Origin of the sequence: Nonomuraea sp. NPDC049758, assembly GCF_040674635.1 — a bacterium.
Taxonomy (GTDB): domain Bacteria; phylum Actinomycetota; class Actinomycetes; order Streptosporangiales; family Streptosporangiaceae; genus Nonomuraea.
This window is the reverse complement of the sequence record NZ_JBFAMZ010000010.1, coordinates 322627-345885: the sequence shown is the minus strand read 5'-3', so window position 1 is coordinate 345885 and position 23259 is coordinate 322627. Positions and strand designations below refer to the sequence as shown.

Genomic DNA, 23259 nt, shown 5'->3' with positions numbered 1-23259 from the left:
GGCAACAAGCAGCGCTTCGAGGAGATCTACCCGGCGAACGAGGGCGAGGCGCTCCTGCTGGTCGGCCCCGAGCCGGCCGGCGAACCGCACTCCGTGGACGCTTCCTGCCGGAACCAGCCCCGGGCGCGACGCTCACCGTCCGGGGGCGGCGACGGGCAGGGTGAGGATCATGGTGAGACCGCCCCCGGGGGTCTCGTCGGGCACGAGCGTGCCGCCCATGGCCTCGGCGAGCCCGCGGGACAGGGCGAGCCCGAGCCCGACGCCGGAGTGGTTGTCGCGGTCGCCGAGCCGCTGGAACGGCTGGAAGACGCGGTCGTGCGCCTCCGGCGGGATGCCGGGGCCGCGATCCATCACCCGGATCTCGACGTGGTCCCCGTGCCCGCTGGCGGTGACCAGCACGGTCCGGCCGGGCGGGCTGAAGCGCACGGCGTTGGACATGAGGTTGACCAGGACGCGTTCCAGCAGCGCGGGATCGGCCAGCACGTCGGGCAGCTCGACGGAGACGTCGCCTTCGACGCGGTCCCGCAGCGGGCCGAGATCGTCGATGGCGCGCGGCACGATCTCTTCGAGCGCCAGCGGCTGCGCGCTCACCCCGAGCACGCCGGCCTGCAGGCGGCTCATGTCCAGCAGGTTCGCCACCAGCCGGTCCAGCTTGTCCAGCGACTCCTTCGCGGTGGCGAGCAGCTCGGACCGGTCCTGTTCCGACCAGGCGACCTCGGTGCTGCCCAGGCTCTCGACGGCGGCCTTGGCGGAGGCGAGCGGCGTGCGCAGGTCGTGGCTGACGGCGGCCAGCAGCGCGGTGCGCATCCGGTCGGCCTCGGCGAGCGGGCGGGCGAGCTCGGCCTCCTGCTGCAGGCGTTCCTGGCGCAACGCGACGGCGGTCTCGGCGGCGAACGCCTCCAGCACCGTGCGGTCGGCGGCCTCCAGCGGCTCGCCCCTGGCGGCCAGGACCAGTTCCTCGTCGATGACGACGTCGGTGTCGGACCGTCCCGGGCAGGTGGCGGGGGCGCCGCCGGAGGTCGCGACGATCCGCCAGGCGTCCGGGTCGGACTGCTGGTCGGGCGCGCGCGCGGCCTCGGGCCGCCGTTCCAGCAGGGTGACGGAGGTCAGGCCGAAGGTCTCGCGCATGCGTTCCAGCAGCGAGGACACCGCGGCCTCGCCGCGCAGCACGTGACCGGCCATGGTGGACAACAGCTCGGCGTCCGCGCCGGCCCGCGCGGCCTCCCTCGTCCGGCGGGCGGCGATGTCCACGATCGTGCTCACCGCCGCCGCCACCAGCACGAACACGACCAGCGCGAACAGGTTCTCCGGGGCGGCGATGGTGAACTCGCCGACCGGCGCGGTGAAGAACCAGTTGAGCAGCAGCGAACCGCCGACGGCCGCGGTGATGGCCGGCCACATGCCGCCCACCAGGGCCACCCCGACGGTCAGGCACAGGAAGAACAGGATCTCGCTGGGCAGCGACAACATGTCCCGGAACGGCGCCAGCGCGGCCGTCAGCAGCGGCATCCCGGCCACCGCCAGCGCCCAGCCGCTCGCCCGCCGGGTGCGGGTGAGCGCGGCCCGCGTGCGGGCGGGCCGGCGGCGTCCCCGCTTGGCCTCCTCGTGCGTGATCATGTGGACGTCGATCGAGCCGGACCGGGCGGTGGTCTCCACGCCGACGCCCCGGGAGAGGACCTGCGCGAACCGCCCCCTGCGCGAGGCGCCGAGGACGAGCTGGGTGGCGTTGACGCCGCGCGCGAAGTCGAGCAGCGCCCGCGGGACGTCGTCGCCGACGACCTGGTGGTAGCTGCCGCCCATGTCCTCCACCAGCGTGCGCTGGCGGGCCAGGCTGGCCGGGTCGGCGCCGGCCAGCCCGTCGGCACTGGTGACGTGCACCGCGAGCAGGTCGGCGCCCTTGGTGCGGGCGGCGATGCGGGCGGCCCGGCGGACCAGTGTGTCGCCCTCCGGTCCGCCGGTCAGGGCGACCACCACCCGCTCGCGGGTCTCCCAGGTGGTGGCGATGCCGTGGTCGGCGCGGTAGCGGTCGAGCTGGTCGTCCACCTTGCCGGCCACCCACAGCAGCGCGAGTTCGCGCAGCGCGGTGAGGTTGCCGACGCGGAAGTAGTTGGACATGGCGGCGCTGACCTTCTCCGGCGCGTACACGTTGCCGTGCGCCATGCGGCGGCGCAGCGCCTCCGGTGACATGTCCACCAGCTCGATCTGGTCGGCGCGGCGGACCACCTCGTCGGGCACGGTCTCGCGCTGCGGCACGCCGGTGATCTCCTGGACGACGTCGTTGACCGACTCCAGGTGCTGGATGTTCACCGTGGAGACGACGTCGATGCCGGCGTCCAGGATCTCGTCCACGTCCTGCCAGCGCTTGACGTTCTTCGAGCCGGGCACGTTGGTGTGGGCCAGCTCGTCGATCAGCGCCACCTTCGGCCGGCGGGCGATGACGGCGTCCACGTCGAGCTCGGTGAAGGTGGCCCCGCGGTGGACGACGGTCCGGCGCGGGATGATCTCCATGCCCTCCAGGAGGGCGGCGGTGCGGGGACGGCCGTGCGTCTCGACCAGGCCGACGACCACGTCCCGGCCGCGTTCCCGCGCGCGGCGGCCCTCGCCCAGCATCGCGTACGTCTTGCCGACCCCGGGCGCCGCCCCGAGGTAGACCCGCAGCCGGCCCCTGCTCATGAGCGGTCGAGCGCCAGGTTGAGTTCGAGCACGTTGACGGCCGGTTCGCCCATGAAGCCGACGGCCCGGCCGGTGGTGTGCTCCTTGACGAGCCGCTCGACCTCGGCCCGGCCGAGGCCGCGCTCCCTGGCCACACGCGGCGCCTGGAGCTCGGCGTAGGCCACGGAGATGTGCGGGTCGAGCCCGGAGCCGCTGGCGGTGACCGCGTCGGCCGGGACCTTCGCCTCGGCCTCCCCCCGGACCGGGACAGTGCGCCCGGCCGCGTAGTCCTCACCCGGCTCGGCACACTCCACCCGCCTGCCCTGATAGGTCGCGACGAACGGGGTGGCCGGGCACGCCTGGTTGACGCTGACGGCCCGGTCGGGGAAGACCTTGAGCACCGCGCCGACCCCGTCCGTGGTGCAGTACGGGCGGGCGCCGCTGACGCCCTCCAGCTCGCCGGCCGCCCTGGAACGGGCGCAGACCTGGGTGAGCAGCGACTGCCGGCCCTCGCCGCCGGCGACCGGCAGCGTGTCCACGACGTCCTCGGGGCCCAGGTTGCTGGCCCCCGACGAGGTCGGGTCGTAGCCGTCGCCCGCGGCGGACGGGCGGGACTGGAAGTACTTCCTGATCGGCTTGCCGTCGGCGTCGGTGAAGGACTGCCCGATGAGCGCGCTGCCCACGGCCTTGCCGTCCTTCTCGACGATCGAGCCGTTGGCGTGCCCGTTGAACAGGGCCTGGGCGACCCCGGTGGTGACCAGCGGGTAGACGATGCCGAGCAGCGCGGTCAGGACGGCGACTGCGCGCAGCGCGGCGAGGTGCTGGCGGACCCAGCTTGGCAGGCGTTCCATTTATGACATCCCCGGAAGGAACTGGATCAACAGGTCGATGAGCTTGATGCCGATGAAGGGGGCGACGATGCCGCCCAGGCCGTAGACGTACAGGTTGCGCGAGAGCAGCTTGGACGCGCTGGACGGCCGGTACCGGACGCCTCTGAGCGCCAGCGGGATCAGCGCGACGATGACCAGCGCGTTGAAGATCACCGCGGCCAGGATCGCGGACTGGGGGCTGGCCAGGCGCATGACGTTGAGCGCGTCCAGGCCCGGGTAGACGGCCGCGAACATGGCCGGGATGATCGCGAAGTACTTCGCGATGTCGTTGGCGATCGAGAACGTGGTCAGCGCGCCCCGCGTGATCAGCAACTGCTTGCCGATCTCGACGATCTCGATGAGCTTGGTCGGGTTGGAGTCCAGGTCGACCATGTTCCCGGCCTCCTTGGCGGCCGAGGTGCCGGTGTTCATGGCCACGCCGACGTCCGACTGGGCCAGGGCGGGGGCGTCGTTGGTGCCGTCGCCGGTCATCGCGACCAGCCGGCCGCCCTCCTGCTCCTTCCTGATCAGGGCGAGCTTGTCCTCGGGGGTGGCCTCGGCCAGGAAGTCGTCCACGCCGGCCTCGTCGGCGATGGCCTTGGCGGTGAGCGGGTTGTCGCCGGTGATCATGACGGTGCGGATGCCCATGCGGCGCATCTCGTCGAAGCGTTCGCGCATGCCCTGCTTGACGACGTCCTTGAGGTGGATGACGCCGAGCACGCGGCCCCGCTCGGCCACGACCAGCGGGGTGCCGCCGGAGGCGGAGATGCCGTCCACGATGTGGCCGACGTCGTCGGTGGGGTGGCCGCCGTTGTCGCGCACCCACTTCATGACCGCGGTGGCGGCGCCCTTGCGCACCTCGCGGCCGTCCAGGTTGACGCCGGACATGCGGGTCTGGGCGGTGAACTGCACCCATTCGGCGCCGTGGATCTCGCGCTCGCGCAGGCCGTACCGCTCTTTGGCGAACACCACGATCGAGCGGCCTTCTGGAGTCGCGTCGGCGAGGCTGGAGAGCTGGGCGGCCTCGGCGAGCTCGGCCTCGGTGATCCCGTCCACCGGGACGAACTCGGCCGCCTGCCGGTTGCCCAGCGTGATGGTGCCGGTCTTGTCCAGCAGCAGCGTGGACACGTCGCCGGCGGCCTCGACGGCGCGGCCGGACATCGCGAGGACGTTGCGTTGGACGAGGCGGTCCATGCCGGCGATGCCGATGGCCGACAGCAGCGCGCCGATCGTGGTGGGGATCAGGCAGACCAGCAGCGAGACCAGCACGATGCCGGTGACGCCGTTCGCGTCGAGCGCGAGCGAGTCGGGGACGCCGGGGTTGATCTGCTTGGAGTAGACGGCCAGCGGCTGCATGGTGACGGTGGCGACCAGGAAGACGATCGTCAGGGCGGCCAGCAGGATGTTGAGCGCGATCTCGTTGGGCGTCTTCTGCCGGTTGGCGCCCTCGACCAGGGCGATCATGCGGTCGACGAAGCTCTCGCCGGGCTTCTGGGTGATCCTGACGACGATCCGGTCGGAGAGCACCTTCGTGCCGCCGGTCACCGCCGAGCGGTCGCCGCCCGACTCGCGGATGACGGGCGCGGACTCGCCGGTGATGGCCGACTCGTCCACCGAGGCGATGCCCTCGACCACGTCGCCGTCGCCGGGGATGACCTCACCGGCCTCGACCACCACCAGGTCGCCCTGCCGCAGCTCGGGCGCGCCGACCGTGTCCCACCCGCCCTCGGCGTCGCCGCGCAGGCGGCGGGCCCGGGTGTCGGTCTTGGCCTTGCGCAGCGTCGCCGCCTGCGCCTTGCCGCGCCCTTCCGCGACGGCCTCGGCCAGGTTGGCGAAGATCACGGTCAGCCACAGCCACACGACGGTCGCCCAGGCGAAGAACGACGGATCGACGATCGCCAGGACGGTGGTGAACACCGCGCCGACCTCGACGATCAGCATGACGGGGTTGCGCCACAGCGTGGCCGGGTTCAGCTTCCTGACCGCGTCGGGAAGGGACCTGACGAGCTGCCGGGGATCCAGCAGGCCGCCGCCCACGCGGCCGTCCCGCCGCGCGGGGGAGGGTTTGTCCAGTACGGGGGTTGACATGTCAGGACAGTCCTTCTGCGATCGGGCCGAGCGCGAGTGCCGGGAGGAAGGTGAGGGCGACGAGGATCACCGTCACGCCGACGACCAGGCCGACGAACTGCGGCCGGTGCGTGGGCAGCGTGCCGGCGCCCTCGGGGACGGGCGACTGCGCCGCCAGCGAACCGGCCAGGGCCAGCACCAGGATGATCGGCAGGAACCGGCCGAAGGCCATGCACAGGCCGAGCGCCACGTCGTACCAGGGGGTGTTGACGGTGAGGCCGGCGAAGGCCGAGCCGTTGTTGTTGGAGGCGCTGGTGAAGGCGTAAAGCACCTCCGACAGGCCGTGCGGGCCGCCGTTCAGCATGCTCGCGCGCCGCTCCGCCGAGCCCATCGCGCAGGCCGTGCCGACCAGCACCAGGGCCGGGGTGACCAGGAAGTACAGGGAGGCGAGCTTGATCTCGCGGGCGCCGATGCGCTTGCCCAGGTACTCGGGGGTGCGGCCGACCATCAGGCCCGCCACGAACACCGTGATCACGGCGAGGATCAGCATGCCGTACAGGCCCGAGCCGACGCCGCCGGGCGCGACCTCGCCGAGCATCATGTTGACCATCGTCATCATGCCGCCGAACGGCGTGTAGGAGTCGTGGAAGGAGTTGACCGCCCCGGTGCTCGTGAGGGTGGTCGAGGCGGCGAAGGTGGCCGAGTTCGAGACGCCGAAGCGCAGCTCCTTGCCCTCCAGCGCCGCACCGGCCGCCTGCGGCACGGTGGCGTTCCCGGACAGCTCGAAGACGTTGGTGAGCAGGACGCTCGCCAAAGCCAGCACGCCCATCACCGCGAGGATCGCGTACCCCTGCCGGACCTGGCCGACCAGCCGGCCGAAGGTACGGGTGAGCGAGAACGGGATCACCAGGATCAGGAAGATCTCGAACCAGTTCGTCCAGCTCGTGGCGTTCTCGAACGGGTGGGCCGAGTTGGCGTTGTAGAAGCCGCCGCCGTTGGTGCCCAGCTCCTTGATGACCTCCTGGGAGGCGACCGGGCCGCCGGTGACGGCCTGCGTGCCGCCGGTCAGCGTGGTCACCTCGTGCACGCCCGAGAAGTTCTGCACCAGGCCGCCCGCCACCAGCACCAGCGCGCCGACGAAGGCGATCGGCAGCAGGATGCGCAGCGTGCCGCGGACCAGGTCCACCCAGAAGTTGCCGATCGTGCCGGACCTGCGGCGGGCGAACCCGCGGACCAGCGCCACCGCGACCGCCATGCCGACGGCCGCCGAGACGAAGTTCTGCACGGCCAGCGCGGCCATCTGGGTCAGGTGGCCCATCGTGGACTCGCCCGAGTACGCCTGCCAGTTGGTGTTGGTGACGAAGCTGATCGCGGTGTTCCAGGCGATGTGGCCGGTGACCGGCTCCATGCCGAGGCTCAGCGGCAGCTTGTCCTGCAGGCGCTGGAGGCCGTACACGACCAGGACCGAGATCACCGAGAAGGCCAGCACGCTGCGGGCGTAGACCGGCCAGCTCTGCTCGGCGTCGGCCCGCACTCCGAGCAGGCGGTAGATGCCGCGCTCGACGACGTTGTGCTTCGTCGTGGAGTAGACGCGGTGCATGTAGTCGCCGAACGGCTTGTGCACCAGGGCCAGCGCCGCGATCAGGGAGACGATGAAGATCATTCCGGCGAGGGTCGTGCTCATCAGAACCGCTCCGGGAACAGCAGGGCCGCGATCATGAAGATCACCAGGCCGGCGACCACGATGAGACCGGCGGCGTTGACGGCGCTCACAGCCGCTCCACCGCCCGCACGACCAGCCCGAGGACCACGAAGATCGCGATCGTCAGGGCGACGAAGATGACGTCGGCCATCCCCACTCCTCAGTTCGATGATGAGACCATTGCCGCCCCTCGACGGGCGGCGCGCAGGTCCAGCAAACGCCGGAAAATGGGGTGTTTTGCCGTTCTTGACGGTTTCCATACGGCCGCGGCCCGAATCTTGACGGCCTCCCTACGCGGCCCGGTCCGCGTTCGGGAGGCTCGCGCGCGCTTCGGTCACGGCAGGAGGTCGCGCCAGCGTTCGGCCGACGCCAGGGCGTCCAGGCTGATCCGCTCCAGGAACGCGCCGCCCCTGGCCAGGCGCCGGCCCGCGGGCGTGTCGAGCCCGAGCGTCTGCCCCGCCGCCTTGGCGACCTCCGCCGCCGCGAGCGTCTGCCGGGCGCTGATCATCGTCGAGTGGTACCAGGCGTCGTCGTCGACCACGTAGACGTCGCGCCGTCGTTGCGGATCGCGTTCGCGCCTGATCAGGCCCTGCTGGGTCAGGTAGCCCACCGCCGTGGAGATCGAGGCGGGGCTCACCTTCAGGCCGCGCGCCAGCTCGGCAGCGGTGAGCCGGCCGTCCTCGCTCAGCCACAGGCCGATGAGCACGCGCGCCACCATCTTCGGCAGGCCCATCGCGACCGCCATCTCGACGGCTCCCTCTTCCGCCTCGAAGACCTGGCGGTCCCGGGGCTCGGCCGGACGCGCCGGGGCGCCGCGCCGCGTCCGCCGCGCCGTCGCCTGGTGCGCCCGCTCTGGACGGTAGTCGCCGGGGCCGCCGTTGCGGCCGACCTCACGGCTGATCGTCGAGGTCGGCCGGTCGAGCCGCCTGGCGATCTCGGCGTACGAGCGGCCTTCGGCGAGACCGGTCGCGATGCGCCGGCGGTCGTGCAGGGTCAACCTTCCTTCTGCCACGACCTCACTATTGCGTTCGGCCGCACACAATGCAACGTTTCATTGCATTCAGCTTCAGCGTCAATGTATCAATTTACCGCTGCTGAGCTGGGCTTATATGTTGCTGTTGATTGACATAATTTCTGAAAGCAACGTAGCTTTTCAGTTGTGATGAACACGTACTATCGCGACGAGTCGCGAGCCTTCGTCTCGGTGACGGGGCTGCGCAAGTCCTACGGCGCCCACCGCGTCCTGGACGGCATCGACCTGTCCATCCCCCAGGGCACCGTCTTCTCGCTGCTCGGCCCCAACGGTGCGGGCAAGACCACCATGGTGCAGATCCTGTCCACCCTGATCAAGGCCGACGCCGGCGAGCTCCGGGTCGCCGGGCACGACCTGTCCAGGGAACCCGACCAGGTGCGGGCCGCGATCGGCGTCACCGGCCAGTTCTCCGCGGTCGACGGCTTCCTGACCGGCGAGGAGAACCTGCGGCTCATGGCCGACCTGCTGCACCTCGGCCGCGCCGAGGGCCGCCGCCGAGCCGGCGAACTGCTGGAGCGCTTCGACCTCACCGGCGCCGCGGGCAGGCCCGCGGCCGCCTACTCGGGCGGCATGCGCCGCCGGCTCGACCTCGCCATGACCATGGTCGGCACGCCCAGGCTCATCTTCCTCGACGAGCCCACCACGGGCCTGGACCCGCGCAGCCGCCGCACGATGTGGCAGATCGTCCGGGACCTTGTCCGGCAGGACGGCGTGACCATCTTCCTGACCACCCAGTACCTGGAGGAGGCCGACGAGCTCGCCGACCGCGTCGCGCTGCTCAGCCAGGGCCGGCTGGTGGCCGAGGGCGCCCCTGAGGAGCTCAAGCGCATGGTCCCCGGCGGTCACGTCGTCGTGCGCCTCGCCGACCTCGACGGCTACCGCAGGGCGGTCTCGCTGGTGGGGGCGAGCTCGCACGACGAGGAGTCCCTGACGGTGCAGATCCCCGACACCGGCGTCGGCGCGTTACGCGCGCTCCTGGAACTGCTGGACGCGCAGGCCGTCGACGTCGCCGAACTGTCGATGCGCAAGCCCGGCCTGGACGACGTCTTCCTGGCCCTGACCGAGGAGTCCGCCCGATGAGAGCGATCACCGACTCGGCGACGATGTTGCGCCGCCAGATCAGGCACATGTGGCGTTACCCCACGCTGATCCTCACCTACGCGGGCGTCCCGGTGGTGTTCCTGCTGCTGTTCGTCTACGTCCTCGGCGGCATCATGGGCGCCGGGATCGGCGGCGACCGCGCCGCCTACGTCGCCTACGTCACTCCCGGCATCCTGATCATGACGATCGCCGGCGCCGCGCAGGGGACCGCGATCGCGGTGGCGATGGACATGACCGAGGGCATCGTCGCCAGGTTCAAGACCATGGCCATCGCCCGCGTCTCGGTCCTGACCGGGCACGTGCTCGGCGCGCTCGTGCAGAACTTCACCGCGATCGCCGCCGTGACGCTGACGGCCCTGCTGATCGGCTTCCGCCCCGCCGCCTCCGCGCTGGACTGGCTCGGGGTGGTGGGCGTGCTGGCCATGTTCACCTTCGCCGTCACCTGGCTGTCGGCCGCGCTGGGCATGGTCACCAGGAACGTGGCCACGGCCAGCAACCTGCCGATGCCGCTGATGCTGCTGCCGTTCCTGGGCAGCGGCGTAGTGCCGCCGGAGTCGATGCCGGGCCCGTTGCGCTGGTTCGCCGAACACCAGCCGTTCACGCCCGTCATCGAAACCCTGCGCGCGCTGCTGGCCGGGCGGCCGGCGGGGCCCAGCCTCGTGGCGGCGGCACTCTGGAGCGCGGTCATCGCGCTGGGCGGGTACCTGTGGGCCCGCAGGCTCTACAACCGGTGAGGTTTCCCCTTGGCGTCGGTCTTCCCGCTGACGGACTCCTGGTAGAGGTCGGCGTAGGTGCGGGAGTCCTTGATCAGGTCGTCGGCGAAGGCGGCGACGTCCTCGCCGATGAGTTCCAGGACTCCCTTGCCGGCCGCGACGCCCTCCTCGAAGAAGTCGACGATGCCCGGCAGCAGGGACCCGTCGGTCAGCCCGACCGGCCCGACCTTGAAGAAGTACCGCTGCATCTCCTTGTAGACGATCTGGTAGTCGGGCGGCAGCGCCTTGACCCGCGCCAGGTGCGCCCGCCACTGCTTCTTGCCCTCGATGATGTCCTGGATGCCCACGTCAGCCTCCCAGCCGGCCCAGCTTCTTCGCGACGTTCCTGTTCAGCTGCTCGCGCCACCGGTCGCGGAAGTTGCGGCCCCCGGCCTCGCCGGCCAGGGCCGCGCAGAATCCCGGGATGTCGTCGCCCAGCACCTCGTGGATGTTCTGCCCGTCGGCCGCCGTCTCCTCCAGCAGCCCCAGAACGCCGTCGAAGATCGGCATCAGGTTCCGGCCGGTGAAGTCCCCGTAGAGGAAGAGGTGACCTTTGATCTGTTCCCAGGCCGCCCGGTGGTCGGCCGGCAGTGCCGCGGCCCGGGCTTCGAACGCCTTGTAGTCCCTGGTGAGGTCGCTGCCGGTGATGGTCTCCCAGAAGCTCATTTCCCGCCCTCCTTGAGCTTGTCGATCCGGGATGTGATGTACGCCCATTTCGCCCAGAAGGTCGCCAGTTCCGCGCGTCCCGCGTCGTTGAGCGCGTAGAACTTGCGCGGCGGCCCCTGCTCGGACGGTCGTTTCGTCACCTGGACGAGCCCGTTCTTCTCCAGTCGCAGCAGGATGGTGTAGACCGTCCCCTCGACGACGTCGGCGAAGCCCAGGTCGTTCAGCCGGCGCGTGATGGCGTACCCGTAGGTCTCCTCGCTGCCGATGATCTCGAGCACGCAGCCCTCAAGCGTGCCCTTCAGCATCTCCGTCAGATTGTCCATGGTGGCTCTTCTTCCGCCGCCTTCCGAAGTACTCGGTGGTACCGAGTACTGCTATACGGTACCACAGAGTAGAGCCTTCGGGTCAGGGGCGCAGCAGGCTGCGTACCCGGTCGATCGTCGCCTCGGCCTGCTCCAGGTTCGCCAGCAGGGCGCCGGTCGAGTCGCGCAGCCGGGCGGCGACGAGCCCACGGCCGGTCAGGAGCGCCTCGCCCGCGCCCAGGAACTCCTCCAGCCGGGCGCGCTCCTCGGCCTCGGCCTGCCGCCTGGCCTGGTGGATCAGGCCGAGGACGGTCTCGGCCAGGCGCGCCGACTCCATGCGCATCGCCCGCGGATCCAGGCGCAGGTCCTGGACGCCGGACGTGCAGCTGTACTCGACGCTCACCCAGCCGTCCGGGGATTCGGCCCGAGCCGTGGCGGCTTCGCCGGGGAGCCGGCTCAGCCGGCCGAAGAGGTGGTCGGCGTCGGCCGCGAGCCGTTCGGGGTCGAGGCCGAGTGCCTGCGCGAAGTCCATGGCGGTCACTCCCAGGGGAACGAGTAGGAGCCTTCGGCGGCCTGCGCCGGCACGTGCCGGCCGGTGATCGTCTGGCTGCCGGTCATGACGTCGCCGAGCGCCTTGGCGCCCGCCGCCTGCGGGACGCCCTGGGGGAGCGGCCCGCCGGTGCCCGCGCGGCGGCCGGTGAGGCCGTGCGCGGTCAGGTCCCGCTCGATCCGGTTCGCGGTGCCCCAGACCAGCAGCGGGCCCTGGGCGAAGGTGGCGGCGGCGAGATCGCGCAGCCCGCCGCCGTCGCCACGGGCCGCTCTGGCGCCCGCGTCCACGGCCACCGCCGCGGACAGGGCGGCGGCGCAGCCGTGCAGCAGCGTGTCGAGCAGCGACTCCACTGCCCGGTAGTTCCCGTACAGGCCGGTCAGGCAGCGGGTGGCCGCCGTCCGGGCGGTGATCAGGCTGAGCGGTGTGAGCGCGGCGGTCAGCACCCAGAGCGCCAGCGCGGCCATGGCCGCCGCCACCAGGAACTGGTACAGGATCATCGCGACGAGCGCGGCGCCGACGGTGCGGAGGACGAGGGCGGTGACGACCGCGCGGATCTCGATCGAGCGCAGGCCGGCCAGGTAGGCGTCCATGCGGCGGTCGAAAGCCCGGCCGTCCTCGCTCCGCCAGCTCGTCGTGGCCACCTCGCCGACCAGCGCCTCGACGTTCAGCCGGGTGGCCGCCACGTCGTCGTGCACGGCCAGCCAGGTGTCCGCGCCGTCGAAGAACGCCTGCGGGTCGTACTGGTGGACGTACATCCTGCCGACGAACGGCCAGGCGGCGGGCACGCCGAGCGCGGACAGCGTCACCGCCGCGCCCGCGCCCGCCGCCAGGGCGTCGCGAGCCAGCTCGGCGGCGTTCACCGCATCCTCACGGTGGCGGCGGTCTCGGCGTCCTGCCAGGTGGTGACCGAGGTGTCCAGGTCGTCCTGGACGCGTGCGGTGTCGTCGAGGCGGCGGCGCACCTCGGTCATCGTGACGGCCTCGACCTCGTTGTAGGCCAGCGCCAGCGAGTAGGTGAACGAGGTGAAGGCCGACTCGGCCACGGTCAGCGACACCAGCTTGGGCACCACCTCGTCGAGCCGTCTGGCGGCCTCGGGCAGGCGCGAGCGCAGCTCCCTGAGCCGGGACCGGTCGATCTCGATCTCGTGGGGGCCGGAAGGTGTCCATGGATTCATCGGCATGCGTGACTCTCGTCCGTGCGGGAATGATCTGTCCAGCCTGTCCCGCCTGGGCGTGAACCGCCGCAATCCTGACGAAATCCCTACGCGCCGCGCCGCGTCACCGCCGTGGCGTCCGCCGACGGACGGCGAGCCGGCAGTGCCGCATGCGGCCGGTCAGGCGGACGCGCAACACCTCCGGCGTGTCGTCGTCGGGTTCCCTGTCGACCGCCAGCGTGCCGTGCCGTACCGAGAGTTCGTCGCTCTCCAGCACCATGCCCGGCGCGAGGACCAGTTCCACGCTGCCGCCGCTCACCCGCAGCTCGATGATCAGCTCGGGCGCGCCGCGCACCGCGCTGGTCAGGTCCAGCAGCACGTCGCTCCACGCGGTGCGCAGCGCCAACCGGTGCGGCAACGTCCAGCGGCCGTCGCGGCGCACCGAGCCGTGCTTCTCCTTGATGGTGAGCAGTTCGGCGGCCGGAGCCCCGGCGGGCGGCAGCGCGAGCGCACTGTGGCTGCCCGGTCCTGCGATCAGGTCGGTGACGAGCGGGGCCAGCGCGTTCACGGTGCGGGCGGACAACGCCACCTCCAGCCGCTCCTCGAACTCGGCCAGGTCGAGCCGGCCGTCGGCGACGGCCGTCCGCAGCAGTTCGGTGACGCGGTCGCGGTCCGTGTCGGAGGCCCGCAGCGCCGGCGAGGAGGGCTTCACGAGATCCGCTGGGAGATCTGCCATGGGGTGATTCCTCTCTGGAGCTCAGGGATCGGCGCCACCGGGGCAGGGTCAGGCGTCCCAGGTGACGGGGAGGCTCTTGACGCCGTAGATGTCGGCGAGCTCCGGTCGCAGGGCGACCTGGTCGGCCGGTACGGCCAGGCGCAGGGTGGGGAAGCGGCCGAGCAGCGCGGGGAAGGCGACGCGCATCTCGACGCGGGCGAGCTGCTGGCCCAGGCACTGGTGGATGCCGTGGCTGAAGGCCAGGTGGCCGCCGTCCTGCCGGCGCAGGTCCAGGGTGTGCGGGTCGGGGAAACGCTCGGGGTCGCGGTTGGCGGTGTTGAGAGACAGCAGGACCATCGTGCCGGCCTTGACGGTCTGGCCGGCCAGCTCGACGTCCTCCAGGGCGACCCGGTAGAACTGCTTGGCGACGGACAGGTAGCGCAGCAGCTCCTCGACGGCCTGGTCGGTGAGCGTGGGGTCGGCGCGCAGCGCGGCGAGCTGGTCCGGGTTCTGCAGCAGGGCGAAGGTGCCGAGGGCCAGCATGTTGGCGGTGGTGTCGAACCCGGCCGACAGCAGGATCAGGGCCATGCCCTGCAGCTCCTCGTCGGTCAGGTCGCTGTCGAGCAGGTCGCTGAGCACGTCGTCGGTCGGGTGGGCGCGCTTGGCGGCCACGAGTTCGGCCAGGTACTGCCGGGTGGCGAGGTAGGCGGCGATCAGTTCCTCGTCACCGGCCTCGCCGCCGAGGAACTTGTCGATGTTCTCCTGGAAGCGGTCCCGGTCCTCGTACGGCACGCCCAGCAGCTCGCAGATGACGATGGCGGGGATGGGCTTGGCGAACGCGGTCACCAGGTCGGCGGTGGGGCCGGCCTGTTCCATGGCGTCCAGGTGTTCGGCGGTGATCTGCTCGACGCGCTCGGTCAGCAGCCGCATCCGGCGGACGGTGAACCTGCCGACGAGCGGCTTGCGGTAGCGGCTGTGCTGCGGGTCGTCCATGAGCAGGAACTCGCCGGGCGGGGCCGGGGGCACCTCGATGTCGCCGTAGTCGATGGTCGGGTGGTGGCTCATGAGCTCCTTGCGGGAGCTGAAGCGGGGGTCGGCCAGAATCGAGCGGGCCAGGTCGTAGCCGGTGACCAGCCAGCCCTGGTGCCCGTCGGCGAAGGGGAAGCGGCTGATGGGGCCGTGCTCGCGGGCCTCGACGAGCTCCTTCGGCGGGTCGAACGGGCAGCCGGGAGGGCGTTCGGCGGGCATCGGCGTGACGGTGTGGAGGGAGTCGGTCATGATCGTCCTTTCAGGAGATCTTGCGGCGGTAGGTGTTCATGGCGAAGACGTAGGCGACGACCAGGATGCCGACGCACCAGGCGAGGGCGATCCAGATGTCGTTGCCGACGGGCTGCTCGGCGAACAGGGCGCGGACGGCGTTGACGATGGAGGTCACCGGCTGGTTCTCGGCGAAGACGCGCACCACGGTGGGCATGGTGTCGGTGGGCACGAACGCCGAGCTGAGGAACGGCAGGAAGATGAGCGGGTAGGAGAACGCGCTCGCGCCTTCCATGGTCTTGGCCGACAGGCCGGGGATGACGGCGATCCAGGTCAGCGCCAGGGTGAACAGGATCAGGATGCCCGCGACCGACAGCCAGGCCGACAGGCCCGCGCTCGATCGGAAGCCCATGAGCAGGGCGACGAGCATCACGACCACCAGCGAGACCAGGTTGGCGACCAGCGAGGTCAGCACGTGCGCCCACAACACCGACGAGCGCGCGGTCGGCATGGACTGGAAACGCTCGAAGATGCCGCCCTTCATGTCCATGAACAGCCGGTAGGCGGTGTAGGCGATGCCGGAGGCGACCGTGATGAGCAGGATGCCGGGCAGCATGTAGTTCACATACGAGTCCGACCCCGTCCTGATCGCGCCGCCGAACACGTAGACGAACATCAGCATCATGGCGATCGGCATGATCGCGGTCGTGACGATGGTGTCCGGGCTGCGGGAGATGTGACGCAGGGACCGTCCCAGCAGGACGGTGGTGTCACCGAAGAAGTGCTTGCTCATCGTGGGGTTCCTTAGGCTTTCGTGCCGACGAGGGTGAGGAAGACGTCCTCCAGGGTCGGCTGCTTCTCGACGTACTCGACCTTGGCGGGCGGGAGGAGTTGCTTGAGCTCGGCGAGGGTGCCGTTGACGATGATCCGGCCCTCGTGCAGGATCGCGATCCGGTCCGCGAGCTGCTCGGCCTCGTCCAGGTACTGGGTGGTGAGCAGCACGGTGGTGCCCTGGGCGGCCAGCTCCTTGACGGCCTGCCACACCTCGATGCGCGCCTGGGGGTCGAGGCCGGTGGTCGGCTCGTCGAGGAAGATGACCGGCGGGTCGCCGATGAGGCTCATCGCGATGTCGAGGCGGCGGCGCATGCCGCCCGAGTACGTCGCCGCCTTCCGGCCGCCCGCGTCGGTCAGCGAGAACCGTTCGAGCAGGTCGTCGGCGATCTTGCCGGGGTTCTTCAGGTGCCGCAGCCGGGCGACCAGCACGAGGTTCTCCCGCCCGCTGAGGATCTCGTCCACGGCGGCGAACTGGCCGGTGAGGCTGATGGACTCGCGCACCTGGGCGGCCTGCCCGGCGACGTCGAGGCCGTTGACACTGGCCGTGCCGGCGTCGGCCCTGAGCAGCGTGGCCAGGATCTTCACCAGCGTGGTCTTGCCCGCGCCGTTCGAGCCGAGCAGGGCGAAGATGCTGCCCCGCGCCACCTCGAAGTCCACGCCGCGCAGCACGTGGAGTTCCTTGTACGACTTCTCCAGGCCGTGCACCTGGATCGCCGGAGCTTGTCGTGTCGTCATCACTTGGCCCTGTCTTCTGTTCCGGGGGTCTCGCCGTCGGCGTGACTACTTAGTGGTGCTGACTACTGACTACATAGTGGCACGAGGTACCAGTACCTAGCAACACGGAATAGTCGTGATCGCCGAGGTGTTCATGGCGTTCACCTTCGCGGGCCGCGCTGACACCGCGCCGACGCCGGGCTGACACGGCACAACCCTGTCCTGACACCGTCAGGGGCGGCGGGATGAACCTTTCATCGCCTGCGGGACGTTCGCGCTGGTCGCCGGGGCCGCGCGAGGGCCGATATTGCGGCGGGGACGAGCCCTGTCGTGCAATTCACGGTGATCGCTTCTCACATAATCCGACCCTTGATGAGGGGAGAGCCGATGCGTCGCGCAATCACCGCCCTGGCGCTTGCCGCGGTCACCGTCCTGACGCCCGTCCTGGCCATGAGCGCGCCGGCGGACGCCACGTCCACGCTCCAGGTCGTCTACACCAGCCTGCCGTACGACGTCTGCGTCTCCTTCGGCCAGTCGGGCCAGCAGAACGGGCGCTGGCAGACCTGGTGGTGCAGCACGCACTACCCGCAGAGCTACCCGGGCTCCACCACCTACGACCTGTGGGCGTACGTGAACTGACGCCCTTCTTCCGCATATTCCGCTGGATAAGTTGCGTACATGGGCAATCAGCCCCGAACCTATGATCTCGGGGGACGTACCACATAGAGATCATGAGGGCGGATGGGCACCAAACGGGGCGCGGGGGCAGCCATCGGCTGGGCAGCGCTGTCGATCGTCATTCCGGGCGCGGCCCATCTGCGGGCCGGGTACCGCCTGCTCGGGCTCGGCCTGCTGGGGCTGTTCCTGGCCGCGGGCGTGGCGGTGGCCCTCGTCGTGGCCTCGGCGGGCGGGGTGGCCATGGCGACCCAGGCCACCTGGGCCTCGGCGATCAGCGGTGGCGCCATCGGCGTCGGCGTCGCGTGGGGGCTGCTGGTGGTCGCCTCCTACACCGTGCTGCGGCCGCGGCGGCGGCTGGTCTGGTCGGACGGCGTGGCGCTGCTGCTCGTCGCGGCCGTCGTGTCGCCGTTCGTGGTGGCCTCGCAGACGGTGTCGGAGGTCGACGCCACGCTGACCGACGTGTTCAACGCCCCCGAGCCCACGCCCATCAACCACGCCGACCCGTGGGCCGGCCGGACGAGGGTGAACATCCTGCTGCTCGGCGGCGACGGCGCGCGCGGCCGCAACGGGACGAGCATCCGCACCGACAGCGTCAACGTCGCCAGCATCGACGTCAGGACCGGCGACACCGTGCTGTTCGCGCTGCCCAGGGAGATGGAGAACGCGCCCTTCCCCAGGGGGAGCGTGATGGGGAAGCTGTTCCCGCCGCCCAAGGGCTTCTACATCGCCGGGGCCGGGCGGGAGTCGGAGGACCTGCTGAACGGCGTCTGGGCCTACGCCGACACCCATCCCGCGCTGTTCCGCAACTCGCCCACCCGGGCGCCGGACGCCGTCAAGGGCGCGGTCGGCGAGATTCTCGGCCTCAAGATCGACTACTACGTGCTGGTCAACATGTGGGGCGTGGCCCGGCTGATCGACGCGCTCGGCGGCGTGCGCATCCACGTCGAGCAGGACATCTGCTACGGCGTGGGCCGCAGCGACGGCGGCGTGATCAAGGCGGGCACCCGCCGGCTGAACGGCAACGACGCGCTCTGGTACGGCAGGGCCCGCGACCACGACGGCTCCAGCTGCGCCGGAGGCGACAACCACACCCGGATGCGCCGCCAGCACTGCGTCATCTCCGCCATGCTCGACCAGCTCGACCCGGCCAACGTGCTGCTGAAGTTCAAGCAGCTGGCCGGCGCGGCCCGGCAGACGTTCCGGACCGACATCCCGCGCGGGCTGCTGCAGGACCTGGTGCCGCTGGCCGACAAGGTCAAGGGCGCCCGGGTGGGGACGTTGTCGATCGTCCCGCCGCGCTACAACCCGGCCTATCCGGACTTCCCGCGCATCCGGGCCGATGTCCGCAGGGCCATCGTCCGCTCGCACCGCGCGCCCGCCACCGTCGCCGCGGGCACGCCGTCCGCCCGGCCGTCGGGCACGCCGTCGAGCACACCGTCCGCCCGGCCGTCCGGCACGCCCACCAGGACGGCGATGGCGTCGTCGGGGAAGCTGGCCGACTCCTGCGTGGCCTGAGCTACGGGCGCGCGCAGGGACCGGCGGGCGCCTTGCCGAGGCTCACCCGCAGGGCGTTCTCGATGAACTCGCTGCTCTGCTTCTTGGACACGGTCTCCGCCTGGGTGAGGGTGCCGGTCATCGCGAGCCGCTGCTTCGGCACGTAGATCTGGAACGCGCCGAAGAAGCCGCTGTGCCCGTAGGCGGCTTCGCCCGTCGCGGTCAGCCGGGCGATGCCCAGCCCGTACGGCGACCCGGCCTTGACGCTCTGCGGGGTGCTGCGCACCATCGTCCGCAGCGTCGCCGGGTTCTTGAAGAGCTTGCCCTCGAACAGGCCGCGCATGAAGCGGTTGAGGTCGGTCCCGGTGGAGACCAGGCCGCCGCCGCCGAACGTGTCGAAGGTCGGGTTGTAGTCGTAGGTGTCGCGCTCGCCGAGGTAGTTGTGGGCGCGCGGGCCGCGGTGCGGCTCCCACCACTCCAGGTACGTGCGGTCCATCTTCAGCGGCTCCAGCAGCAACGACCGGTACAGCCGGTGCAGCGGCTCGCGGCCGGCCCTCTCGATGACCATCCCGGCCAGGACGTAGCCCGTGTCGGAGTAGTGGTAGCCCTTGGCGGGAGCGAAGTAGGGCTTGCCCGACCGAAGCGCCCAGTCCACCAGTTCCAGCGGCTTCCAGGTCTTGTCCGGATGGTCGAGCACGTACTGGAACCACTTCTCGTCGCCCACGTAGTCGTACAGACCGGCGGTGTGGTCGAGGAGCTGCCGGACGGTGATCCGCGACCCGTACGGGATGCGCGCGACCAGCTTCCGGTCCAGGTATTCGCTGATGGGAGCGTCCAGGCGCAGGTCGCCGCGTTCGGCGAGGCGGAGCGCGACGGCCGCGGTCATCGTCTTGGTGACGCTGGCCGTGCGGAAGGCGTCGGAGCTGCGCAGGGCGCGTCCGCCCAGCTCGTACACGCCGGCCGCGCCGTCGAAGGCGCGGCCGGGGCCGGTCACGGTGAGGATCGCGCCGGGCACCGGCGGCTTGACGACGTCGTCCAGCAGGCAGCGGAGCTGCTCGTCCGTGGCGTCCGTGGCGCTGTGGGCCGCGGCGGCAGGAACATGCGCCGTCCGGGCGTGGGCCGGGACGGCGAGGCCGCCGCCGAGCACCACGCCGGCCAGGACTGCGCCGAGCAGGCAGGTTTTCTGGACGTGATGATGATTTTTTGACCGCATGGCCAGGATTTAATCCAGATGGTATGAGTGAGACAAGAGGTTCGCCCGGATCTTGCGGTTTCCCGCACCGAGGAGGTGCCACCATGCCCGACCCCGGCTGGGACGAGTCCCTGCTGCCTCGGGAGCGCGAGGTGCTCGCCCTGATGGCCGAGGGCTGGTCCAACACCGGCATCGCCGACCAGCTGTACGTGTCGCTGAGCGCGGTGGAGAAGCACGTCACCGCGGTGTTCGCCAAACTCGGCCTGCCCGCGTCGGCGGCCGGCAACCGCCGGGTGCTGGCGGTCCTGCACTACCTCGCGGCGACCGGCCGGCCCCGGGAACGGCCGGGCGAGGGGTGGGGGAAACCGCACAGTCGGTGAGCGGGGCTTGCCGCACGCCGTCCGCCGGGCTTGAATCCTGGCCATGCGGTCAAAAATCGATCAGGACGGCCAGAAGAAGGCCTCGTTCATCGAGGAGGCCCGGCGGCGGCAGATCGTGGAGGGCGCCATCTCCACCATCGCCAGCGCCGGGCTGCCCCAGGCGTCGCTGGCCCGGATCGCCCAGGACGTCGGCGTCAGCAGGGGCGTGATCTCCTACCACTTCGCCGGCCGGGACGAGCTGATCCAGCAGGTCGTCAACGCCCTGTTCACCGAGACCAACCGGTTCATCAAGGCTCGGGTGGACCGGGCGCCGGACGCACCGCACCGGCTGCGCGCCTTCATCGAGGCGAGCTTCGAGTTCATGGCGGCCAACCGCGCCAACTTCGTCGCGCTGGTGGACATCTGGGGCAGCTTCGGATCCCCCGAGGCCAAACGCCGGTTCAACGCCGACATGTACGACCCGTGCCGCCACCACCTGGAGGGCATCCTGCGGCGCGGCCAGGACAGCGGCGACTTCCGCGACTTCTCGCCGCGCACGCTGGCCGCCACCGTCCAGGGCGCGATCGACGGCGTCATGCTCCAGTGGGTCTTCGACGAGGGGGCCGTCGACCTGGCCGACTGCGCCGCCGAGCTGACGACGATGTTCGACATGGCCACCCGGCGGCGGGCGTGACGGCCGCGCCGCCGTCCGGCGGGGAAGCGGCCGAGCGGATCGCGGGCGGCCTCGGCGGGGGAGCGGCCGGGCGGATCGCGGGCGGCCTCGGCGGGTTGCTCCGGGACCGGGCCGCCGCGCACGGCGACCGGGTGCTGTTCCGCTTCGACGGCGTCGAGACCACCGTCGCGCAGGTGGAGCAGCGGACCGACCGGCTGGCGGGCGTGCTGGCCGCGCACGGCGTCCGCCGCGGCGACCGGGTGGCGGTGATGCTGGGCAACGGCGTCGGCTTCCCGGTCGCCTGGCTGGCGATCGCCAAGCTGGGCGCGGTGATCGTCCCGCTGAACCCCGGGTATCGCAGCGCCGACCTGGCCCACGTCGTCAAGGACTCCGCGCCGGCGCTGGCGCTGGCCGGCTCGGCCGCCGCGGCCGGTGCGCTGCTGGCGCTGGGCCTGGGCGAGGTCGGGCTGCTCGACGCCGCCGACGCCGGCCCCGCGCCCGAACCCGTCCCCGCGGGCGCCTTCGACGCGGGGGCCGAGAGCGCCGCCGCGTCCGGCGCCGCCGACCTGCCCGACGTCGGCTGGGACGACCTGCTCAACCTCCAGTACACCTCGGGCACCACCGGGTTCCCCAAGGGCTGCATGCTCACCCACCGCTACTGGCTCCACCTGGCCGAGCTGGCGGCCGACGTCGCCGCCGTCACCCCGGACGACGTGGACCTCACCGCCCAGCCGTTCTACTACATGGACCCGCAGTGGAACACGGTGCTGTGCCTGCTGACCGGCATCCCGCTGGTGATCCTGCCGCGTTTCTCCGCCTCCGGCTTCTGGCCGTCGGTGCGCGAGCACGGCGCCACCTTCTTCTACGTCCTCGGCACGATGCCGCTGCTGCTGCTCAAGCAGCCGCCCGACCCCGAACAGGACCGGGCCCACCGCGTCCGGCTCGTCCTGTGCTCGGGCATCGCGCCCGCCCTGCACGCCGCGATCGAGGAGCGCTGGGGCGCGCCCTGGCGGGAGGCGTACGGCAGCACCGAGGCCGGGGTCGTGCTGGCCGTCCGGCCGGAGGACACCGCGTGCGTCGGCACCGGCGCCATGGGACGGCCCGTCCCCGGCAAGGAGGTCAAGATCGTCTTGGCGGACGGATCCGACGCCCCGGACGGCGAGGCCGGCGAGATCATGGTCCGCGGCCGGCCGATGCTGACCGGCTACTGGAACCGGGACGAGCCGCTGCTGCGCGACGGCTGGTACCCCATGGGCGACCTCGGCCGCCGGGACGCCCGCGGCCACTACCACCTGGTCGGGCGGCTCAAGGAGATGATCCGGCGCGGCAGCGAGAACATCGCCGCCGCCGAGGTGGAGGCGGTGCTGACCGGCCATCCGGCCGTGCGCGCCGCCGCCGTGATCCCGGTGCCCGACGAGCTGTTCGGCGAGGAGGTCAAGGCGTTCGTGCAGGTCGCCGAGCCCGTCGAGCCGCACGAGCTGGTCGACTACGTACGGGCGCGGCTGGCCGACTTCAAGACGCCGCGGTTCGTGGAGTTCGTCGAGGCGTTCCCGATGACGCCGTCCGAACGCATCGCCAAACACCTGCTGCCGCCCGGACGGGACGGCGCCTACGACGCCCGGGAGGGCAACCGATGAGCACCGATCTGCGGGTGCGCCGCGCCGGCTCGGCCCTGGTGGTCGCCTTCGACCGGCCCGAGGTGCTGAACGCCTTCCGGCAGCGCACCTACGGCGAGCTGGTCGCCGTCCTGGACGAGGCCGCCCGCGACGACGCGGTGGGCGCGCTGGTGCTCACCGGCACCGGCCGCGCCTTCTCGGCCGGGACCGACCTGAAGGAGGCCGGCGCACAGCTCGCCGCCGGGTCCGACGCCGACCTGGTCGAACGGACCGCCGCGCTCCAGGACCTCACCCGCCGCTTCACCACCCACCCCAAGGTGATCATCTCGGCGGTCAACGGGATCGCGGTCGGCGTCGGCGTGGAGCTGGCCATCGCCAGCGACCTGCGGCTGGCCGGCCACGCCGCCTCGTTCGCCTTCAAGGAGGTGCACCGCGGCCTGTTCCCGAGCAACGGCGTGCTGTACTCGCTGCCCCGCCTGGTCGGCCACGGCCGCGCGGTGGACCTGCTGCTGACGGGCGAGACCGTCGGCGCCGCCGAGGCGTACCGCGCCGGGCTGGTCAGCAGGCTGGTCCCCGACGCCGACCTGCTCGACACGGCGCTGGAACTGGCCGAACGCGTCGCCGCCGCGGCGCCCACCCCGGTACGCCTGATCAAGCAGGCCATGCGGCAGGTCTGGGAGCTGGACCTGGAAGAGGTGCTCGACCTGGAGACCGAAGGGCTGCTGGCCTGCCTGCGCGGCCAGGACGTGCTCGAAGGCGTCCGCTCCTTCGTCGAACGGCGCCCCGCCGTCTACCGCGGCCACTGACTGCGGCCACTGACCGCGCCGCCCGTACCGCCCCCGCGATCAACCAGACCCCGCGATCAACCAGACCCCGGCCC

Annotated in this window: 24 protein-coding genes and 1 pseudogene; 8 read left to right on the top strand and 17 right to left on the bottom strand. The window is 71.4% G+C overall.

Annotated elements, in window-relative coordinates; genetic code table 11:
• Nucleotides 1–132: 132 nt before the first annotated feature.
• From AB0J46_RS27445 to AB0J46_RS27420, 6 genes are all read right to left on the bottom strand, one after another.
• On the bottom strand, nucleotides 133–2673 hold the full coding sequence (locus tag AB0J46_RS27445; RefSeq protein ID WP_364336731.1) for an ATP-binding protein: 2541 nt from the start codon (nucleotides 2671–2673) through the stop codon (nucleotides 133–135).
• A complete protein-coding gene (locus AB0J46_RS27440; RefSeq protein ID WP_364336729.1) occupies nucleotides 2670–3503 on the bottom strand; it encodes a potassium-transporting ATPase subunit C in 834 nt (277 codons plus the stop codon). The genes AB0J46_RS27445 and AB0J46_RS27440 overlap by 4 nt, the downstream gene beginning before the upstream one ends.
• Nucleotides 3504–5609 carry a potassium-transporting ATPase subunit KdpB gene (gene kdpB / locus AB0J46_RS27435; RefSeq protein WP_364336727.1) on the bottom strand — a complete coding sequence of 702 codons (2106 nt, stop codon included), beginning with the start codon at nucleotides 5607–5609 and terminating at the stop codon, nucleotides 3504–3506. It lies immediately after the preceding gene.
• 1 nt (nucleotide 5610) lies between these two features.
• Nucleotides 5611–7272: a potassium-transporting ATPase subunit KdpA gene (gene kdpA, locus AB0J46_RS27430; RefSeq protein WP_364336725.1), complete on the bottom strand. Its 1662-nt coding sequence runs from the start codon at nucleotides 7270–7272 to the stop codon at nucleotides 5611–5613.
• Nucleotides 7272–7361, bottom strand: a complete 90-nt coding sequence (gene kdpF / locus AB0J46_RS27425) for a K(+)-transporting ATPase subunit F (RefSeq protein ID WP_364336723.1) — start codon at nucleotides 7359–7361, stop codon at nucleotides 7272–7274. The genes kdpA and kdpF overlap by 1 nt, the downstream gene beginning before the upstream one ends.
• Before the next feature lie 263 nt (nucleotides 7362–7624).
• On the bottom strand, nucleotides 7625–8287 hold the full coding sequence (locus AB0J46_RS27420; protein ID WP_364336721.1) for a helix-turn-helix domain-containing protein: 663 nt from the start codon (nucleotides 8285–8287) through the stop codon (nucleotides 7625–7627).
• 165 nt (nucleotides 8288–8452) lie between these two features.
• Here AB0J46_RS27420 and AB0J46_RS27415 point away from each other — a divergent pair, with 165 nt between their 5' ends.
• The gene (locus tag AB0J46_RS27415; protein ID WP_364336719.1) at nucleotides 8453–9403 is read left to right on the top strand and encodes an ATP-binding cassette domain-containing protein; all 951 of its coding nucleotides are present in this window, start codon (nucleotides 8453–8455) and stop codon (nucleotides 9401–9403) included.
• Entirely contained in the window at nucleotides 9400–10158 is a 759-nt protein-coding gene (locus AB0J46_RS27410; RefSeq protein WP_364336718.1) for an ABC transporter permease, read from the top strand. The genes AB0J46_RS27415 and AB0J46_RS27410 overlap by 4 nt, the downstream gene beginning before the upstream one ends.
• Here AB0J46_RS27410 and AB0J46_RS27405 read toward each other — a convergent pair.
• The 10 genes from AB0J46_RS27405 to AB0J46_RS27360 form a co-directional block, all read right to left on the bottom strand.
• A complete protein-coding gene (locus AB0J46_RS27405) occupies nucleotides 10146–10484 on the bottom strand; it encodes a DUF1048 domain-containing protein (RefSeq protein WP_364336716.1) in 339 nt (112 codons plus the stop codon). The genes AB0J46_RS27410 and AB0J46_RS27405 overlap by 13 nt on opposite strands.
• Nucleotide 10485: 1 nt before the next feature.
• Nucleotides 10486–10842, bottom strand: a complete 357-nt coding sequence (locus AB0J46_RS27400; RefSeq protein ID WP_352356108.1) for a DUF1048 domain-containing protein — start codon at nucleotides 10840–10842, stop codon at nucleotides 10486–10488.
• Nucleotides 10839–11165 (bottom strand): PadR family transcriptional regulator, encoded by a 327-nt coding sequence (locus tag AB0J46_RS27395; protein WP_352356106.1) that lies wholly within the window; start codon nucleotides 11163–11165, stop codon nucleotides 10839–10841. Before AB0J46_RS27395 ends, AB0J46_RS27400 begins: the two co-directional genes overlap by 4 nt.
• 82 nt (nucleotides 11166–11247) lie before the next feature.
• Nucleotides 11248–11676 (bottom strand): YbaB/EbfC family nucleoid-associated protein, encoded by a 429-nt coding sequence (locus tag AB0J46_RS27390; RefSeq protein WP_364336714.1) that lies wholly within the window; start codon nucleotides 11674–11676, stop codon nucleotides 11248–11250.
• A 5-nt stretch (nucleotides 11677–11681) separates the two neighbouring features.
• Nucleotides 11682–12554: a hypothetical protein gene (locus AB0J46_RS27385; RefSeq protein WP_364336712.1), complete on the bottom strand. Its 873-nt coding sequence runs from the start codon at nucleotides 12552–12554 to the stop codon at nucleotides 11682–11684.
• A complete protein-coding gene (locus AB0J46_RS27380) occupies nucleotides 12551–12874 on the bottom strand; it encodes a hypothetical protein (RefSeq protein WP_364336710.1) in 324 nt (107 codons plus the stop codon). Before AB0J46_RS27380 ends, AB0J46_RS27385 begins: the two co-directional genes overlap by 4 nt.
• 97 nt (nucleotides 12875–12971) lie before the next feature.
• On the bottom strand, nucleotides 12972–13583 hold the full coding sequence (locus AB0J46_RS27375) for a DUF1707 domain-containing protein (protein WP_364336708.1): 612 nt from the start codon (nucleotides 13581–13583) through the stop codon (nucleotides 12972–12974).
• Between the two features lie 48 nt (nucleotides 13584–13631).
• Nucleotides 13632–14840 (bottom strand): cytochrome P450, encoded by a 1209-nt coding sequence (locus tag AB0J46_RS27370; RefSeq protein WP_364336706.1) that lies wholly within the window; start codon nucleotides 14838–14840, stop codon nucleotides 13632–13634.
• Nucleotides 14841–14850: 10 nt separating this feature from the next.
• Entirely contained in the window at nucleotides 14851–15612 is a 762-nt protein-coding gene (locus AB0J46_RS27365; RefSeq protein ID WP_364336704.1) for an ABC transporter permease, read from the bottom strand.
• An 11-nt stretch (nucleotides 15613–15623) separates the two neighbouring features.
• Nucleotides 15624–16388: an ATP-binding cassette domain-containing protein gene (locus AB0J46_RS27360; protein WP_364336702.1), complete on the bottom strand. Its 765-nt coding sequence runs from the start codon at nucleotides 16386–16388 to the stop codon at nucleotides 15624–15626.
• Nucleotides 16389–16754: 366 nt separating this feature from the next.
• On the opposite strand from AB0J46_RS27360, the gene AB0J46_RS27355 reads away from it, so the two are divergent.
• A complete protein-coding gene (locus AB0J46_RS27355) occupies nucleotides 16755–17006 on the top strand; it encodes a hypothetical protein (protein WP_364336700.1) in 252 nt (83 codons plus the stop codon).
• Nucleotides 17007–17108: 102 nt separating this feature from the next.
• Entirely contained in the window at nucleotides 17109–18560 is a 1452-nt protein-coding gene (locus AB0J46_RS27350) for an LCP family protein (RefSeq protein ID WP_364336698.1), read from the top strand.
• A gap of 1 nt (nucleotide 18561) precedes the next feature.
• Here AB0J46_RS27350 and AB0J46_RS27345 read toward each other — a convergent pair whose 3' ends face one another.
• The gene (locus AB0J46_RS27345; RefSeq protein ID WP_364336696.1) at nucleotides 18562–19752 is read right to left on the bottom strand and encodes a serine hydrolase domain-containing protein; all 1191 of its coding nucleotides are present in this window, start codon (nucleotides 19750–19752) and stop codon (nucleotides 18562–18564) included.
• Nucleotides 19753–19862: 110 nt separating this feature from the next.
• Between AB0J46_RS27345 and AB0J46_RS27340 the strand changes: the two are divergent.
• From AB0J46_RS27340 to AB0J46_RS27325, 4 genes and pseudogenes are all read left to right on the top strand, one after another.
• Nucleotides 19863–20111 (top strand): annotated as a pseudogene (locus AB0J46_RS27340) (helix-turn-helix transcriptional regulator); the annotation flags it as partial.
• A gap of 43 nt (nucleotides 20112–20154) precedes the next feature.
• Complete coding sequence (locus AB0J46_RS27335; RefSeq protein ID WP_364336694.1) at nucleotides 20155–20784, top strand: TetR/AcrR family transcriptional regulator; 630 nt, start codon at nucleotides 20155–20157, stop codon at nucleotides 20782–20784.
• Nucleotides 20781–22400: an AMP-binding protein gene (locus tag AB0J46_RS27330; RefSeq protein ID WP_364336692.1), complete on the top strand. Its 1620-nt coding sequence runs from the start codon at nucleotides 20781–20783 to the stop codon at nucleotides 22398–22400. Before AB0J46_RS27335 ends, AB0J46_RS27330 begins: the two co-directional genes overlap by 4 nt.
• Nucleotides 22397–23185: an enoyl-CoA hydratase/isomerase family protein gene (locus AB0J46_RS27325; protein WP_364336690.1), complete on the top strand. Its 789-nt coding sequence runs from the start codon at nucleotides 22397–22399 to the stop codon at nucleotides 23183–23185. Before AB0J46_RS27330 ends, AB0J46_RS27325 begins: the two co-directional genes overlap by 4 nt.
• Nucleotides 23186–23259 lie beyond the last annotated feature (74 nt).

Excerpts from the sequence above, each read along its gene's own strand:
- AB0J46_RS27445 (WP_364336731.1), bottom strand. The coding sequence starts at position 2,673 with ATGAGCAGGGGCCGGCTGCGGGTCTACCTCGGGGCGGCGCCCGGGGTC.
- AB0J46_RS27440 (WP_364336729.1), bottom strand. The coding sequence starts at position 3,503 with ATGGAACGCCTGCCAAGCTGGGTCCGCCAGCACCTCGCCGCGCTGCGC.
- kdpB (WP_364336727.1), bottom strand. The coding sequence starts at position 5,609 with ATGTCAACCCCCGTACTGGACAAACCCTCCCCCGCGCGGCGGGACGGC.
- kdpA (WP_364336725.1), bottom strand. The coding sequence starts at position 7,272 with ATGAGCACGACCCTCGCCGGAATGATCTTCATCGTCTCCCTGATCGCG.
- AB0J46_RS27415 (WP_364336719.1), top strand. The coding sequence starts at position 8,453 with ATGAACACGTACTATCGCGACGAGTCGCGAGCCTTCGTCTCGGTGACG.
- AB0J46_RS27410 (WP_364336718.1), top strand. The coding sequence starts at position 9,400 with ATGAGAGCGATCACCGACTCGGCGACGATGTTGCGCCGCCAGATCAGG.
- AB0J46_RS27400 (WP_352356108.1), bottom strand. The coding sequence starts at position 10,842 with ATGAGCTTCTGGGAGACCATCACCGGCAGCGACCTCACCAGGGACTAC.
- AB0J46_RS27395 (WP_352356106.1), bottom strand. The coding sequence starts at position 11,165 with ATGGACAATCTGACGGAGATGCTGAAGGGCACGCTTGAGGGCTGCGTG.
- AB0J46_RS27390 (WP_364336714.1), bottom strand. The coding sequence starts at position 11,676 with ATGGACTTCGCGCAGGCACTCGGCCTCGACCCCGAACGGCTCGCGGCC.
- AB0J46_RS27380 (WP_364336710.1), bottom strand. The coding sequence starts at position 12,874 with ATGCCGATGAATCCATGGACACCTTCCGGCCCCCACGAGATCGAGATC.
- AB0J46_RS27375 (WP_364336708.1), bottom strand. The coding sequence starts at position 13,583 with ATGGCAGATCTCCCAGCGGATCTCGTGAAGCCCTCCTCGCCGGCGCTG.
- AB0J46_RS27370 (WP_364336706.1), bottom strand. The coding sequence starts at position 14,840 with ATGACCGACTCCCTCCACACCGTCACGCCGATGCCCGCCGAACGCCCT.
- AB0J46_RS27365 (WP_364336704.1), bottom strand. The coding sequence starts at position 15,612 with ATGAGCAAGCACTTCTTCGGTGACACCACCGTCCTGCTGGGACGGTCC.
- AB0J46_RS27360 (WP_364336702.1), bottom strand. The coding sequence starts at position 16,388 with ATGACGACACGACAAGCTCCGGCGATCCAGGTGCACGGCCTGGAGAAG.
- AB0J46_RS27355 (WP_364336700.1), top strand. The coding sequence starts at position 16,755 with ATGCGTCGCGCAATCACCGCCCTGGCGCTTGCCGCGGTCACCGTCCTG.
- AB0J46_RS27350 (WP_364336698.1), top strand. The coding sequence starts at position 17,109 with ATGGGCACCAAACGGGGCGCGGGGGCAGCCATCGGCTGGGCAGCGCTG.
- AB0J46_RS27345 (WP_364336696.1), bottom strand. The coding sequence starts at position 19,752 with ATGCGGTCAAAAAATCATCATCACGTCCAGAAAACCTGCCTGCTCGGC.
- AB0J46_RS27335 (WP_364336694.1), top strand. The coding sequence starts at position 20,155 with ATGCGGTCAAAAATCGATCAGGACGGCCAGAAGAAGGCCTCGTTCATC.
- AB0J46_RS27325 (WP_364336690.1), top strand. The coding sequence starts at position 22,397 with ATGAGCACCGATCTGCGGGTGCGCCGCGCCGGCTCGGCCCTGGTGGTC.